Here is a 15258-nt window from a genome sequence, read left to right as displayed (position 1 = left end):
GCTCTCCTAGCTGTCGCTATCCGCACGCAAGCGCGGATCAACAGCATAATAAAGAATATCAACGACCATATTTATGACCACGAAGAAGAAGGCAATCAAGACGAGGTAAGCAGCCATAATCGGTATGTCCACATCGGCAATAGCTTGCACGAACAAAAGACCCATCCCGGGCCACTGGAAGACGCTTTCCGTAATAATGGCAAACGCAATCAAAGAGCCGAGTTGCAATCCGGTAATGGTAATAACAGGCACCAATGTATTTTTCAAAGCATGCTTAAAATGGACAGCCCGGTCAGGTAGTCCGCGAGCTTTCGCGAATTTCACAAAATCTGTGCGCAGCACTTCAAGCATTTCTGCCCGAACAAGACGCATAATCAAGGTCATCTGAAACAGGGCGAGTGTAATTGATGGTAAAATGAGTGATTTTAAGCCTGATATGGTCAGAAAGCCTGTTGTCCACCAGCCAAACACATCGACAACGTCACCCCGCCCAAATGTCGGCAGCCATCTCAAGATAACGCCGAACAGTAAGATAAGAAGTATGCCTATCAGAAATGTTGGTAAAGAAACCCCAACAAGTGATAGCGTCATGATAGATCTGGACAATGCACCCTTACTTCGAAGCGCCGTATAAACGCCACAAGGAATGCCAATACCAAGAGCCAATATGGCCGAAACAAATGATAACTCCAGCGTAGCAGATAATCTTTCAAGTATTAGCTCGCTGACCGGCCGACGATATTTATACGACGTTCCGAAATCACCCTGAATTGCGTTCAGAACAAAGCGGCCATATTGAACAATAAATGGATCGTTCAATCCCAACTGCTCTGTCAATGCCGCCCTTTCTTCGTCGGTCGTATCCTGGCCTACCATGTTATTTACAGGGTCACCGACATAGCGAAACATGGAGAAAGCAATCAGTGCAACTGTTAGCATTACGACAATTGACTGCAGCAATCGTTTGAAAACAAATGAAATCATTCTTTAAAACCAAATACAGACACAAAAAAGAAACAAGGCCTGCTTCTTTAAAAAGCAGGCCTTGAATATAGCGGGTCTATTTTACGACGACGTAGCGGTAATCCAGTACGTTATCCGCACGCTGGTTCACAGTAACGCGATCGCTTACACCCCAAGACAAAGGCTGCTGATGAATTGGCAAATAACCATATTCATTCTTGAGGATGTCAAATGCCTCAGAAATCATTGCATTCCGCTTATCCTGATCGGTCTCACTGCCAACTGCAGCGGAGAGCTCATCAATTTTTGGATTGCAATAGTTGCCTAAATTAAAGAGACCACGTTTGGTTTCTTTATTCTGACATGCGATCAGCGAGGATAATACATTTTCACTATCCATCGTGCCTGGTGTCCAACCTAGCAGATAAAAGCTTGTATCATATCCACCGGTTTCCAGAACTTTACCAAAATATTTGGATTTTGGTTGCGCCAGAACATTAACTTTAACACCGACTTTTGCCCACATTGACGCTGCGGCCTGACAGATTTTCTCATCATTGACATACCGGTTATTCGGGCAGTCAATTGTCACTTCAAATCCATCCGGATAACCGGCTTCTGCAAGCAACGCTTTCGCTTTTTCCGGATCATATGGATATGGAAGGTTCAACGCTTCATTAAATCCATTGATCTGTGGTGCAACCATCAAGCCAGCTGGTGTAGCTGCATTGCGCATTACTTTTTGCTTGATTGCATCAAGATTTAACGCATGGGCCATTGCCTGACGAACCTTGATATCCTTAAAGGGATTTTTACCCTTGATGTTGGAATAAAGAAGCTCATCGCGCGATTGATCCATACCAAAGAAAATCGTCCGGGCTTCTGGTCCTGCCAATGGTTTTACACCATCAGATTCTTCCAAACGCTGCCAATCCTGCACGGGAACCGGATAAACCAGATCCAACTCGCCCGACACCAAAGCCGCCACACGTGTTGCAGCTTCCTTAATTGGTGTAAAGTCAATTTGAGTTACGTTTGATGGAATATCCTTCCAGTAGTTCTCATTGCGAACCATAACTGTCTTAACGTCAGCCTGGTTGCTTTTTACCATGAACGGGCCCGTTCCATTTGCATTCAAGTTAGCAAAGTTTCCTTTGTCATCCCCTGTTGCAGATGTCGCATTCGTCGTACCGTTTGCCTCTGACCATTCTTTATCCATGATGTAAAGGAAATTCAAATCCCGCACCAAAATCGGATTAGGTGCTGGCGTTTCTACAAGTATCGTATAATCATCAACTTTCGTGATATTTTTAATTTTACCAGCACGGGTTTTTTGGTCAGACCCTTTGCTTCCAGCCCGCTGCCAGGTGAAAATCACATCATCCGCCGTGAAATCCTGTCCACCGTGAAACTTGACACCCTTACGGAGTTTAAATTCCCATGTCGTTGGATTTACCGTTTTCCAGGATTCTGCCAATCCCGGTATCACCTGCATATTCTCATCATAAAGGACCAATCCTTCATAAATATTGCCAAGTGTGCCGAGCAAGAATGATTCATTGAGTGAATGCGGATCCAAGGAACTCAAGTCTCCCTGGAATGCAAATTTAAACTCTTTAGCCTGAACCGGTGCTGCAACTGCAATTGCGGCAGCAGCCACCGCGGCCAATAGTCCTGTACGTAATTTCATGTTAACTCCCTGTAAGTTAATTAGTACCTGTTAGTGTGCTAGCCCAAAGAAGGGCTGTTTTTAGCTACATCATTTAAAAACATGTGCAGCCGTTGGAATTGAGACTAACCAATAGTTTTTTCTATGTCTATGGGCTTACAAGCATATTCATTACTTGCCTAATCTGTCGATTAACTTGGTAATAAACTGCTCGGACGCCTTCACCTGGCTAATTTCAATATACTCGTTGGGTTGATGGGCAACGCCTATGGAACCGGGTCCACATATTACTGTAGAGAAACCCGCTTCCTGGAACTGCCCTGCTTCTGCTGCATATGATACAGCGCTTACTTCATTTTGCCCCGTAATAGCTTTGCACAGCATTTCCGCTTCACCATTATCCTCCGGCCGCAAGGCGGGAACAGTCGATGTAAGCTCAGTGACGATGCTTGCTTCGGGGGCAATTTTTCTCATTTCCGGCAATAGCTCTGTTTCACAGTAATGGTTGAACCTGTCCACAAAACTCATGGGATCATCTTCTGGTATGTGCCGGATATCCCAGAGGAAAGTACATTGCCGCGAAATAATGTTTGCTGCCGTGCCGCCGTTCATTACCCCACAATGTATTGTCGTATAAGCTGGTGAAAACGGGCTAGATGGATCGGAACGTTGTTTGTTTTCGGCCATCATGTCAGCAATAAAGCTTACCAATTTTGCGCCAGTCATCACGGCACTGACACCATCTTCAACCAGGCTACTATGGGCTTCACGCCCCGTAATAGTTGTCTTTAATGTAATAATTCCCTTATGGGCCGAGACGATATTCATCATCGTTGGTTCCCCGACAATGACGGCTCTGGGTGCAGGAATATTTTCGGCGATGCGTTCAATCATCAACGGCGCCCCAATGCAGCCTACTTCCTCATCATAAGATAAGGCAAAATGGATTGGGGACGTTAACGGCTTTTCAAGCATTTTGGGTACAAGTGACAATGCGATCGCAGAAAAGCTTTTCATGTCAGACGTCCCGCGCCCGTAAAGCTTTCCGTCTTTTTCAACAATGGTAAAGGGGTCGGTATCCCAGGGCTGGCCATCGACCGGAACGACATCTGTATGCCCGGACAGGACTACGCCACCTTCAATATTCGGCCCTACAGTCGCATATAGATTGGCCTTTTGCCCCGTCTCGTCAAATACCTTTTCAGATTCAACACCATGCTCTGCGAGGTAATCCGCGACAAAATCGATCAGACCCAGGTTGGAGTTTCGCGAAACTGTATCGAAGGATACAAGCTTTTCAATCATCTCAATCGCAGAATAGGTTGGCGTCACGTATTACTCCCCCAATATTGTTTGACGTCCACTTATATTCGGAACCATATACCAGCTTTTCACAAAGAGATAGCCCTGATTTTAACTTCGCATAGGAGGTTATTGTGAGACCGGAGTTAATCAAGCAGCAGGACAAGAATACCCAATATAATCAGCGAAATACCGGTCGCTTCGATCTTGTTTGTTTTTTCCTTGAAATAGAAATATGAAACCAAAAAAGTGAAAACCAGTTCAATTTGGCCCAAAGCGCGAACATACGCGGCATTTTGTAATGTCATCGCAGTAAACCAACCGACCGACCCAAGCATACCGGTTAAACCGACAAATATGGCGACACGCCAAGCTTTCATCACTTTGACGATTTGTCCGGGCTCTCGAATTGGTAGATAAACGGTCATAACAGCCGTTTGAAAGAAAAGAACACATACGAGCGTAAAGGCGGCTTGTACAATGGCGCCCTCGCCACCAAGCGCAAGTGCGGCGGCGCGATATGATACTGCCGAAATACCGAAAAAAGCGCCAGACAACAAGCCATAAGCTGCCGCCTTACTGGTCCAGCCTGTCAAAAATTCACGAAACCCGAATGAACTGCTCGACATTGAAATGAGAAGGATACCAACGAAGCTGATTACAATTGCCAAGCTAGCGCCATATCCCAAACTTTCCCCCAGGATTACGATGCCGAAAATTGCTGCTTGCACGGTTTCTGTCTTTGAATAGGTCGTTCCGACCGCAAAATTCTTCAAGCTAAACAACGAAACCAGAAGAGCTGTAGCCAGAATCTGAGCCAATCCACCGACGACAGCAAACATGCCAAATTCAATATTCGGTGACGGAATGGATAAGTCTGTAAAATGGTCAAGACCGAGGATGTAAAGGAGGGCAAATGGTGCGCCGAATATAAACCGGACATAAGTCGCCCCGCCCGTACTCAAACGATCCTTAAGATACTTTTGCATTGCTGTTCTGACATTTTGAAAGAACGCAGCAAAAATTGTAATTGGTATCCAGGCTTCCATCGGGGAGAATGTCTCAGATTGGTTCTTGGTTTCCCCTATTGGCGCAGAATATCCATGGATGTCAACATCTCAAAATAATGTCCGGCCCGACCAGTTGGAAACAATCTGCATTTTTAACGTGAATTTAGATCAGTAATCGCACTCCACATCGCCAAGTTCTACATAGACACTTTTTACCTGGGTAAAATGCTCGATAGCTCCTGCGGCGTTTTCACGGCCAATACCGGACTGCTTATAGCCACCAAATGGAACACCGATGGGTGTCAAATTATAGTTATTGATCCAGCATGTCCCTGCCCTTAACTTCGCGACGACGCGATGTGCCCGCGCCAAATTCTGAGTAAAAACACCTGCGGACAAACCTAATTCGGTATCATTTGCGCGGTTAATAACTTCTTCCTCTTCCCGAAAACTCATCACCGACATGACCGGACCAAATATTTCTTCCCGGCAAATCCGCATATCATCCTGGCAAGCGGTAAAAATTGCGGGAGACATAAAGCTACCGCCGGAAAGTTTTTTTACGGCAACTTCCTCTCCACCTGATACTAGATACGCACCCTCTTCGATGCCCAATCGAACATATTCCAGAACTTTCTCCAGGTGGGATTTATTAATAAGCGACCCTATATGCGTCTTCGCACTCATAGGATCGCCGATTACCATGGCCTCAGTTCGTTCTTTCAACGCTTCTATAAAATCGTCATGGATGTCTTCATGGACATACACTCTCGTTCCATTAGAACAGACCTCACCCTGAGTATAAAAATTGGCATTCATTGCTGCCGAAACTGCATTATCAAGTTGGCTGTCATCAAATATAATAAGAGGTGATTTTCCGCCTAATTCCATGGTCACATATTTGACCGTTTCAGCTGCATCCTTCAAAACCAGCTTGCCTGTCGGCACGGATCCAGTGAACGAGATTTTATCTATGTCCGGGTGGCTGGCGAGAAAATGACCCGTTTCGCCCATGCCATGAACAACATTGTAAACACCATCCGGCAACCCCGCTTGTTTCAATATGCCTGCAAGCATAAACGCATTTGTGGGAGTCATTTCAGAAGGCTTAAATATCATTGAATTGCCACAGGCCAAGGCAGGTGCGGTCTTCCAGCAGGCAATTTGCATAGGATAATTCCACGCACCGATACCTGCACATATCCCCAAAGGTTCCCGACGGGTATAGGCGAAGGCACTCTCGCCCAAATCATGGTGATCGCCCTTGATATCCGCCGCCAGACCACCGAAAAATTCCAAAGCATCTGCCCCGCTATCGATATCGACAACCAAAGCTTCAGAAATAGGCTTACCTGTGTCCCTGACTTCAATTTCTGCCAGCTCTTTACGGCGCTCACGAAGGATTTGAGCAGCTTTTATCAAGATACGCCCGCGTTCCGTACCACTCATGGCCGACCAGACAGCAAATCCCTTCCTCGCTGCGACAACAGCCTTTTCGATGTCACGTCTGCCGGCTTGTTCAACGTCGCAAATTTTCTTCCCGGATGCCGGATTTATATTTTCGAATTTTTTTCTAGAAATTGCCTTACAAGCTTTGCCGCCAATGAATAGTGGTAAGTTCGTTGTGCTAGCCATCTCAATTCCTTAGTAATGTTGGTTAAATAGAAAACTATCTTTGTGCATCTTGCCAGTTGCGGGATTTGTAGACAGCGGCATTACTTGCCGGTAACGGCTCCACATTCCTGATCAGGTCCGCAATCTTTTCCGCCATCATAATAGTTGGTGCATTTAGATTGCCGCTCACAATATTTGGCATGATCGAGCTATCGACAACTCTTAGATTCTCAGCTCCATGTACCTTGCCGGCATGATCAACTACAGACAATTCGTCAGTCCCCATCTTGCAGGTACAACTTGGGTGGTATGCTGTTTCCACCGTCTCACGCACAAAGGCGTCAATTTCGTCATCGGTTTTGACGTCTGCGCCAGGCGCCAGTTCTTTCCCACGATAGGGATCAAACCCGGCCTGCGCAAAAATTTCCCGTGTCAGCTTAACCCCATCTCTTAGTTCACGCCTGTCTTCTTCGGTGGAATTGTAATTTGGCTCCAATATTGGAGCATCATCTATATTTCCGCTGCGAAGGGTCATATATCCAACACTATTGGATCGCATCGGCCCGACATGTGCCTGATATCCATGCCTATCTGTCGGATTTCCGCCATCATATCGAACCGCCATTGGCAGAAAATGATACTGTAAATTCGGATGCTCAATTCCAGGCTCACTTCGAATAAAACCGCCGGATTCAAAGTGATTGGTTGCTCCCAATCCCTTTTTAAGGAACATCCACTCCATTCCGACTTTCATCTTTGCCAGCGGTGACATTACTTTATATAGGGTAATTGGCTGCGTACATTCCTGCTGGACATATAGCTCAAGATGATCCTGAAGGTTCTGTCCAACGCCAGCTAGATCGATTTTCGGCGTTATCCCCAATTGGCGAAGCTGCTCCCCCGGACCGATACCGGAGATCATCAACAATTGTGGCGAATTAATTGACCCGGCGGCGCAAATAACTTCCCTTGTGGCTTTTACGGTAGATTTCTCCCGGCCCGTACCATATTCAACACCAATTGCTCTGACGCCTTCAAATAAAATCTGCCGCGTGGACGCGCCTGTCCGAATGGTCAGATTGGGTCGCTTTTTCGCTGGCTCAAGATAAGCGAGTGACGTACTCCAGCGACGTCCGTTGTGGACTGTCATATCCATCCGGGCAACGCCTTCTTGCTGATACCCGTTCATATCTTCTGAAAACGGATACCCTGCCTGCTGCCCAGCTTCTATCCAGGCATTGTATAATGGATTTTCGCAAGGTCCAACTGACACGTTAAGCGGACCATCCCCTCCCCGATATTCGTCAGCCCCGCGATCATATGTTTCCGCTTTCCTGAAATAAGGCAAACAATTTGCATAGGACCAATCCTCCAGGCCCGGAAGTTTTGCCCAGCCGTCATAATCCAGCGCATGTCCTCTGACATAACACATACCGTTAATTGAAGAGGAACCGCCGAGCGTTTTGCCGCGCGGCCAGTATAATTTCCGATTGTTCAGATATTTTTGCGGTTCCGTATAATATTGCCAGGCAAGAGACGCCGTATGCATAGGATAACTCAAGGCAGATGGCATATGTATACGCCAATCCCACCAAGGGGCTCTGCCGCCGGCCTCTAAAAGCAATACCGTAACGTCCGCATCTTCAGAAAGCCGGTTCGCCAGCACGGATCCGGCCGATCCGGCTCCTATAATCACATAATCAAACGCGTCGGTTTTTGCCATCGTCTCAATCAATTTAAATAATGAATATGGGAGACTATAGCCTGCCAGAAATCTTGAGCCTGTTTAAGGGGCGACATTGAATAAAACAAGCTCGTCATCAAGATATTTACATAATTATGCGATTGAGCCCTGTTAATTCAGGAGTTCTTTCAACAGTGATGCAGCTTCTTCCAATTGCGCCTCTGTATGTGCTGCTGAAATCTGGAACCTCAGCCGCGCTTCGCCTTCGGGTACGACAGGAAAACCAAAACCAGTAACGAAAATGCCCTGCTCTAGAAGTTTCGACGCCAGATGGATTGCCGTTGCCGTCTCGCCAACAATGACTGGCACAACAGCGCTATCTCCTGAAAGCGGATTAAGACCGAGCTCATTAAGTCGCCTCCGAAATGCGGCTGCTTTCATTTGCAATCCGGCGACGCGTTCCGGGTTCTGCTTCAGCAACTGCAAAGATTTTCGCCCCCCTGCCGCAACACTTGCAGGCAACGCATTGGAAAATAAATGTGGCCGGGATTTTTGGATAAGAGTTTCGGTCACGACTTTCGGGCCAGCCACGAATCCACCCGTACCTGCAGCGAGTGCCTTGCCAAGTGTACCGGTAAATATGTCAATCTGATCCATCACGCCGAAATGTTCCGCCGTGCCCAATCCTGTTTTACCCATAACACCAAGGCCATGTGAATCATCCAGCACAATGAGGGCGTCATATTTCTTTGCAAGGGCAACGATTTGATCGAGTGATGCAATGTCTCCCTCCATCGAAAACACCCCATCTGTTACAATCATTCTTGAAGGGGCATCTTTATGATCTAGCAGTTTCTTTTCCAGGTCATCCATATCGCTGTGCTTGTATACGGTGCGTATGACACCTTTGCCGGTCATTCGAATGCCATCAATAAGGCTTGCATGGTTCAACTCATCAGACAAAATAACATCGCCCGGTCCGGTTATGGCAGAAAACAGGCCGGTGTTTGCCGCCCAGCACGAAGAGTAAGTCAATGCCGCTTCCGTTCCATGAAACAGGGCAAGTTCATGTTCAAGCTTTTGATGAATATCCTGTGTCCCGCATATGAAGCGAACTGAGGCTGTACTGGCACCGTAGGCATCCAGCGCTTCTTTCGCAGCTTCAATAATCTCTGGGTGATTGGCAAATCCCAAATAGTCGTTTGACGAAAGGAGAGTTACCTCCCCCTTATCATGAAGTTTTATGCGCGCTCCGATCGGGCTTTCAATTGATTTCAGCTTTTTGTAAGTACCTGCCTCATCTGCAGCGGCCAGCTCTAAACCCAGCCGATCAATTAATGTCGAATTCATGCCGATAACCTTTTTTCAACCTGCTGAAAATCCAGGACAACTTTACCGCAAGCTCCCTCATCCATCAGGTCAAATCCGTATTGAAAATCTGTGGCCGGAATTATATGCGTAATCACCTTGTCCAACAAATCAGGATTTTTAAGCATAAAGGCTTCCACCTGATACCATGTTTCATACATACGCCGGCCGGTTACACCCAGAAGACTAATACCTTTCATGACCACTTTTCCTCCAAGATCAAGCTCGACCGGCCCTCCGGGAATACCTAGGAGCGCGACTATGGCTCCCGGAGCCGCAAGGTTGAGGGCAGCGTTTAATGCCGCGCCGTTACCGCTGACTTCAAGAACAACGTCAGGACCATGCCCGTTGGTAACTTCCAGAATTTGAGCATCACATTCGGGCGCTCGGGGATTGACAACAAGATCTATATCCAGGCTTTGGGCAATAGCAGCACGCGATTGGTTCGGTTCCTGTACGATGACGGTTCGCGCGCCATGAGCCTTTGCAATTGCCGCCGCAAATAATCCAATTGGGCCGCCACCGACAATCAAGACATCCCGGGCTGTGACTTTTGCTGTCACAACCATGTGCATTGCATTTCCGACAGGATCATATACCGCGGCATGGCGATCCGGTATTGCATCTGGAACACGCCAAAGGTTAGAAGCGGGAATTTCTACTTGTTGGGCAAAAGCCCCGGGTCGATCAACGCCAATAATACAGGTATTTTCACATATATGCGCGTTCCCTGTCCGGCAAAAATGACATTCACCGCAGGCGATATGGCATTCAGCAGACACGCGCTCCCCCAAACGGTAACCCGACACACCTTCACCCAGGGCACTAATGACACCAACAAATTCGTGGCCAATTGTCATCGGTGTTTTTATCCGGCCAGATGACCAGCTATCCCAGTTATATATGTGGTAATCCGTACCGCATATTCCCGCTGCAATCACATCCACCATAACCATGCCACGGCCCGGACCTTCAGGGAAATTCCGGTTTGCAGACCAGATACCGCGCGTGGCTTCGGTTTTAGCAATTGTAAACATAGCGCACCTATTTTCTAGACGTTGGAAAAAAATCCGTTATACTGTATTTGTACATTATATTGGATTTAATTCCTGTCAATAGGAAAACAATGTCAGATCAAAAAAATACTCCCCCGGCCGTCGGGCAGAATATTAATCGCCTGCGTAAGGAAAAACAGCTCACGCTCGATCAGCTCGCCGCTGTTTGTGGTGTTTCAAAGTCGATGCTGTCGCAAATAGAAAGAAACGAAACAAATCCGACACTGGCAATTGTCTGGCGTTTGGCTGAGGCGCTTGGGGAATCCATTGATGACCTCATCAAAGGATCCGAGGATCAACATAGTCTCACTGTCATCAATAATTCCTCCGTCCCTGTTCTGAATGATGCCAATGAACAGTACAGCCTGAGAGTTCTGGGCCCGGCAAGCTTGGTCAATGATATGGAATGGTATGAAATCACCCTTAAACCCGGCGGACAATTGACGTCAGGTGCCCATACGGCAAGAACTACGGAACATCTGACAGTGCTAGGCGGAGAGCTTGAGATTACTGCGGGCGGCGAAAAAGATCGTGTCCTGGAGGGAGAAACCGCGCGATATGCAGCGGATCAACCTCACGCCATCCGCAATCCGACAGATCAAACCGCCCGGGCTTTACTTGTCGTGCTTATGGGAAAGCAGATCTAATTAAAGAAGATCCAATTAGATAATAAGTATTGCGCGAAAGTCATTCACATTGGTTCGGGTCGGACCTGTCTTTATTAAATCACCAAGTGTCTCAAAAAATGTATATGAGTCATGCCGTGCCAAATACTCCCTAGCATCCAGTGAATTCGACGCGGCTCTCTCCAAAGAGGTCGGGGTCACCATAGCACCGGCATTATCTTCCGTGCCATCGATACCGTCGGTATCGCACGCTAATGCATATGCATCCGGCATGGGATCGAGAGAGACAAGCAAACTTAAAAGAAACTCGCAATTGCGCCCGCCCCGGCCGGGTTTTCCATCGCTTTCCCGTACCGTTACCGTCGTTTCGCCGCCCGACAGCAATACACAGGGTTTTGCTGCTGGTTGATCATGGTCTGCTGTTTGCCTGACAATAGAAGCAAATACCTGCGCGACATCCCGGGCCTCTCCTTCAATACTATCGCCTAGAATAACCGGTGTAATTCCATGCGCTTTTGCTGCCTCTGCAGCAGCTTGGAGTGACACCTGAGGCGTGGTGATCATTATGGTTTTGCTGTTCTTAAAGGCTGGATGACCTGGTCCTGGTGTGGATGAGTTAGCAGAACCCAAAAACGATAATACGGATTGCGGAGCCGAAATCTTGTATTTGGACAAAACAGCCAATGCATCCGCAGATGTCGAAACATCCGGAACAGTCGGTCCGGACGCGATAATTGCCGGATCATCCCCTGGAACATCTGAAATCATATATGTCATGAGTTGTGCAGGAGCCGTGGCGAGGGCAAGTCGCCCTCCCTTGATTGCAGAAAGATGTTTACGAAGAATATTCATTTCAGTGATATTTGCACCGCAAGCCAACAGCTCACGGGTCACCTGTTTCTTTTCAGCCAATGATATGGTGCCACCAGGTTTCGCCAACAAAGAAGACCCGCCACCGGAAACAAGGCACAAAACAAGGTCATCCTCGCTAAGGTCCGTCAGTAATTCCAAAATTTCATCCGCAGCCTTGGCGCCTTCAATATCTGGCATCGGGTGCCCGGCCTCGACGACCTTAATGTTTTTTAGAGGCAATCCATGAGCATATCTTGTAACCACAAGACCTGTCAGTGGTCCCTGCCAATTATCCTCAACGGCTTTCGCCATGGAGGCAGCCGCCTTCCCGGCCCCAATGACAATCGTTCGTCCCTTTGGCGGATTTGGTAAATGTGCGGGCAGGCAGGCCATTGGATCAGCGGCAGCTACTGCAACGTCGAATAGAGATTTGAGAAATTCTTCGGGTTGTTGCATCTCTGCCTCTTTCTAGATTTAGAGATTTTTATCCTATGCTTATACGAATTGACCAGCAATTATTTAGGAACTGCTCAATAAATCGTCCGCATGTCGATCGGCTTTGCGTTGTGGCAAGCCATCCTTGATTTCATAATAATCACCTGCGAATTCGGTGAAAATATGAATGCCCGAAGTAAGCCCTGTGGGCTCGTCAAGCGAACCGGCGGCAATACCCATATTTCCACCTTTTATCTCTGTCCAGAATATACTGGAACCGCAGTTATCGCAGAAGCCACGCTTGGCGTGTTCAGAAGATTCGTACCATTTCAAACCTTCGTCTTGTAAAAAAACGAGGTTTTCAGGGTCACAAACCGTAAAGCCCGCTAAATATCCAGCGGATTGTCGGCATTGTTTGCAATGACATATCGAGATTTGCCGCAGAGGTTGATATATCTCGAAGCGTATCTTTGCGCATAAACAACCGCCTGTGGCGCGCAAAGATTTTTTCTCGTCTTCCATATATATTCCCTTCTGCTTGTTAAACAGCCACTACCTCAACTTTACAGTCATTGAAGCAAGCCCCTTCTGACAAATCCGCTTTGGTTGTCGGCGCCAATGCAGATACGGTTTGATCATTTGGTGTCGTCCTGAACCACGACCCTTTCGGCGAGTATAACACACCCGGACGGACATTTTCAGTGACTTTCAACGGTAGAAAAACCGTTCCAAGATCATTATAAACCCGAACCTGAGCGCCGTCCGCCAATCCACGGGACCGCGCATCTTCCGGATGCATTTCCAATAAAGGCGTGTCGTCATTGGCTTTCACACCCCCAAATGTTGAGGTGATCATCTTACTTGACGAAGGTGTGACCAAATACAAAGGGAAACTATCTTCCAACTTAGTATAAGTCGGAATATCCTGGTTGAAGGTTTCTGCGAGATAGGTTGATTTCAACTCAATTTTTCCGCTCGGCGTTGACGGGATTACATTGTCAAACATAACTGTTTCACCCTGCATGGATTCCATGGAAAGTGCTGTTCCGAGTGGAATTTCACTCGGTTTATATCCCATTAATCGCGGATCAGATGAATCCAGTGCATCGTCGATCAATTCTTTATCCGTAGCTTTGAAAATTTCTTCGTTAAAACCGAATTTTGCAGCGAGCCGACGAAAAATCTCCGTATTAGGAAGTGCTTGCCCTACTGGATCGATTACCGCCTCCGCCCGTTGAACATAAGGCTGTCCATAAGCACAGAAAATATCCTCATGTTCAAAATGGGTACAAGCAGGAAGCACGATATCCGCATATTTCATACTATCCGTCATCGCAACTTCGCAGCCGACGATAAATACATCCTCGCGTTCAAGACCCTTCTTCAGGAGATTTTGATCTGGGCACACAATGACAGGGTTATGGTTGTAGATAAACAATCCCTTCAAAGGAATATCGAGATCCTCTTCGACTAAATGCTGTCCGATATCCAGAATATTCAACGTTCTTGTACCCTCTGGCACCAGGTCAGGTCTCTGTAATTTTCCAAGGGTTTTCGGAAACAGGTTACCGGAACCGCCAATTAATCCCCCGCCAGCAACCCCGAATTTGCCGCATAGGGACGGCAACGCAAAAATGGCCCGAATACCGTTTCCGCCATTCTTGTTCCGTTCAAGGCCGTTTCCAACGGAAAGTGCCGCAGGATTACTGTCTTTGTAGAGTTTTGCAAAAGCACGTATATCCTCAACGGAAATTCCACAGAGGTCTGAGGATTCCTCAATACTGTATGCGCGTGCTTCTTGCATAAACTCGCTGGCGCCTTGCACATGCTGGTCAATAAAACTCTGATCGAAGCCGCCAATGCGCTCCAATTCCATCGCTATAGCCCAGGCGAGGATCAGATCCATGCCAGGTCGCACCGCAAGATGCATGTCAGCCTGCTCTGCAATCTTGATACGCTTTGGATCAATAACCACCAATTTCGCACCATTTGCCTTTGCAACTTTTATAATTGGCGCCAAATGGAGATTGGAATAGGTGACATTGTTTCCCCAAACCACAATCAATTTTGCTTTTGCAGCCTGCTCCGGCTGCATGGAGGCGCTGTCGCCGAAAGTTCCCTTATAGGCTTCCGATTTAATACCGCCGCATAACGACCTCCGATGCAATAGGGACGCACCAAGTCTGTAAAAAAACCGAAGGTCCATTGAGCCGCCGGCCAACAACCCATGCGGACCGGAATAATTGAACGGCATAATTGCTTGAGGACCATGCTCTTCAATTATTCTAGAGAAATTTTCATGCACAGTATCAAGTGCTTCGTCCCAGGAAATTGCCACAAACTCGCCGGCGCCCTTTTTTCCAACCCTTTTTAACGGTGTAGTCAGACGATTTTCACCATGAACAAATTCGGGATAATATCGCGCGACCTTGTTACACACGACACCACCTGTTATCGGGTTTGCTGTCGACCCACGGACTTTCTCAACTTTACCTTCATCCACCGTTACGGTGAGACTACAAGTATCGGGACAATCCAGCGGACATACACTTGGAAGTTCAAGAGACATAATAAGTTCCTCGTCACTCTTCAAAACAAAATTCTTCGATTTTATTATGTCCTTACATTGGTCGATAAAAAAGAACCAATTCACTATAAAAGAAGGTACCAATCTCCATTT

General features: G+C 47.2%; 12 protein-coding genes. 1 reads left to right on the top strand and 11 read right to left on the bottom strand.

Going from position 1 to position 15258, the window contains the following annotated elements; genetic code table 11:
- Positions 1–6: 6 nt before the first annotated feature.
- The 8 genes from NBZ79_RS08860 to tdh all read right to left on the bottom strand — a co-directional run bounded on the left by NBZ79_RS08860 (position 7) and on the right by tdh (position 10647).
- Complete coding sequence (locus NBZ79_RS08860) at positions 7–984, bottom strand: ABC transporter permease (protein WP_251937618.1); 978 nt, start codon at positions 982–984, stop codon at positions 7–9.
- Positions 985–1060: 76 nt separating this feature from the next.
- Positions 1061–2653: an ABC transporter substrate-binding protein gene (locus NBZ79_RS08855; RefSeq protein ID WP_251937615.1), complete on the bottom strand. Its 1593-nt coding sequence runs from the start codon at positions 2651–2653 to the stop codon at positions 1061–1063.
- Between the two features lie 150 nt (positions 2654–2803).
- On the bottom strand, positions 2804–3964 hold the full coding sequence (argE, locus tag NBZ79_RS08850) for an acetylornithine deacetylase (RefSeq protein ID WP_251937613.1): 1161 nt from the start codon (positions 3962–3964) through the stop codon (positions 2804–2806).
- A 116-nt stretch (positions 3965–4080) separates the two neighbouring features.
- Positions 4081–4983: an EamA family transporter gene (locus NBZ79_RS08845; RefSeq protein WP_256470327.1), complete on the bottom strand. Its 903-nt coding sequence runs from the start codon at positions 4981–4983 to the stop codon at positions 4081–4083.
- Between the two features lie 129 nt (positions 4984–5112).
- On the bottom strand, positions 5113–6579 hold the full coding sequence (gene betB / locus NBZ79_RS08840) for a betaine-aldehyde dehydrogenase (RefSeq protein ID WP_251937607.1): 1467 nt from the start codon (positions 6577–6579) through the stop codon (positions 5113–5115).
- 34 nt (positions 6580–6613) lie between these two features.
- On the bottom strand, positions 6614–8281 hold the full coding sequence (gene betA, locus NBZ79_RS08835) for a choline dehydrogenase (protein ID WP_251937604.1): 1668 nt from the start codon (positions 8279–8281) through the stop codon (positions 6614–6616).
- A 132-nt stretch (positions 8282–8413) separates the two neighbouring features.
- Positions 8414–9592, bottom strand: coding sequence for a glycine C-acetyltransferase (locus NBZ79_RS08830; protein ID WP_251937601.1), 1179 nt, complete (start codon positions 9590–9592; stop codon positions 8414–8416).
- Complete coding sequence (tdh, locus tag NBZ79_RS08825; protein ID WP_251937598.1) at positions 9589–10647, bottom strand: L-threonine 3-dehydrogenase; 1059 nt, start codon at positions 10645–10647, stop codon at positions 9589–9591. The genes NBZ79_RS08830 and tdh overlap by 4 nt, the downstream gene beginning before the upstream one ends.
- 89 nt (positions 10648–10736) lie before the next feature.
- Here tdh and NBZ79_RS08820 point away from each other — a divergent pair, with 89 nt between their 5' ends.
- The gene (locus NBZ79_RS08820) at positions 10737–11312 is read left to right on the top strand and encodes a helix-turn-helix domain-containing protein (protein WP_251937596.1); all 576 of its coding nucleotides are present in this window, start codon (positions 10737–10739) and stop codon (positions 11310–11312) included.
- A 15-nt stretch (positions 11313–11327) separates the two neighbouring features.
- Here the strand turns inward: NBZ79_RS08820 and NBZ79_RS08815 are convergent, their stop codons facing one another.
- From NBZ79_RS08815 to NBZ79_RS08805, 3 genes are all read right to left on the bottom strand, one after another.
- Positions 11328–12599 (bottom strand): glycerate kinase type-2 family protein, encoded by a 1272-nt coding sequence (locus NBZ79_RS08815; RefSeq protein ID WP_251937593.1) that lies wholly within the window; start codon positions 12597–12599, stop codon positions 11328–11330.
- Positions 12600–12662: 63 nt separating this feature from the next.
- The gene (locus NBZ79_RS08810) at positions 12663–13100 is read right to left on the bottom strand and encodes a GFA family protein (protein WP_251937590.1); all 438 of its coding nucleotides are present in this window, start codon (positions 13098–13100) and stop codon (positions 12663–12665) included.
- 19 nt (positions 13101–13119) lie between these two features.
- On the bottom strand, positions 13120–15147 hold the full coding sequence (locus tag NBZ79_RS08805) for a molybdopterin-containing oxidoreductase family protein (protein WP_251937587.1): 2028 nt from the start codon (positions 15145–15147) through the stop codon (positions 13120–13122).
- Positions 15148–15258 lie beyond the last annotated feature (111 nt).

It is taken from the genome of Sneathiella marina (assembly GCF_023746535.1).
Lineage (GTDB): Bacteria > Pseudomonadota > Alphaproteobacteria > Sneathiellales > Sneathiellaceae > Sneathiella > Sneathiella marina.
Note: the sequence above shows the minus strand (reverse complement) of the source record. Positions and strands in the feature narration are given on the sequence as shown.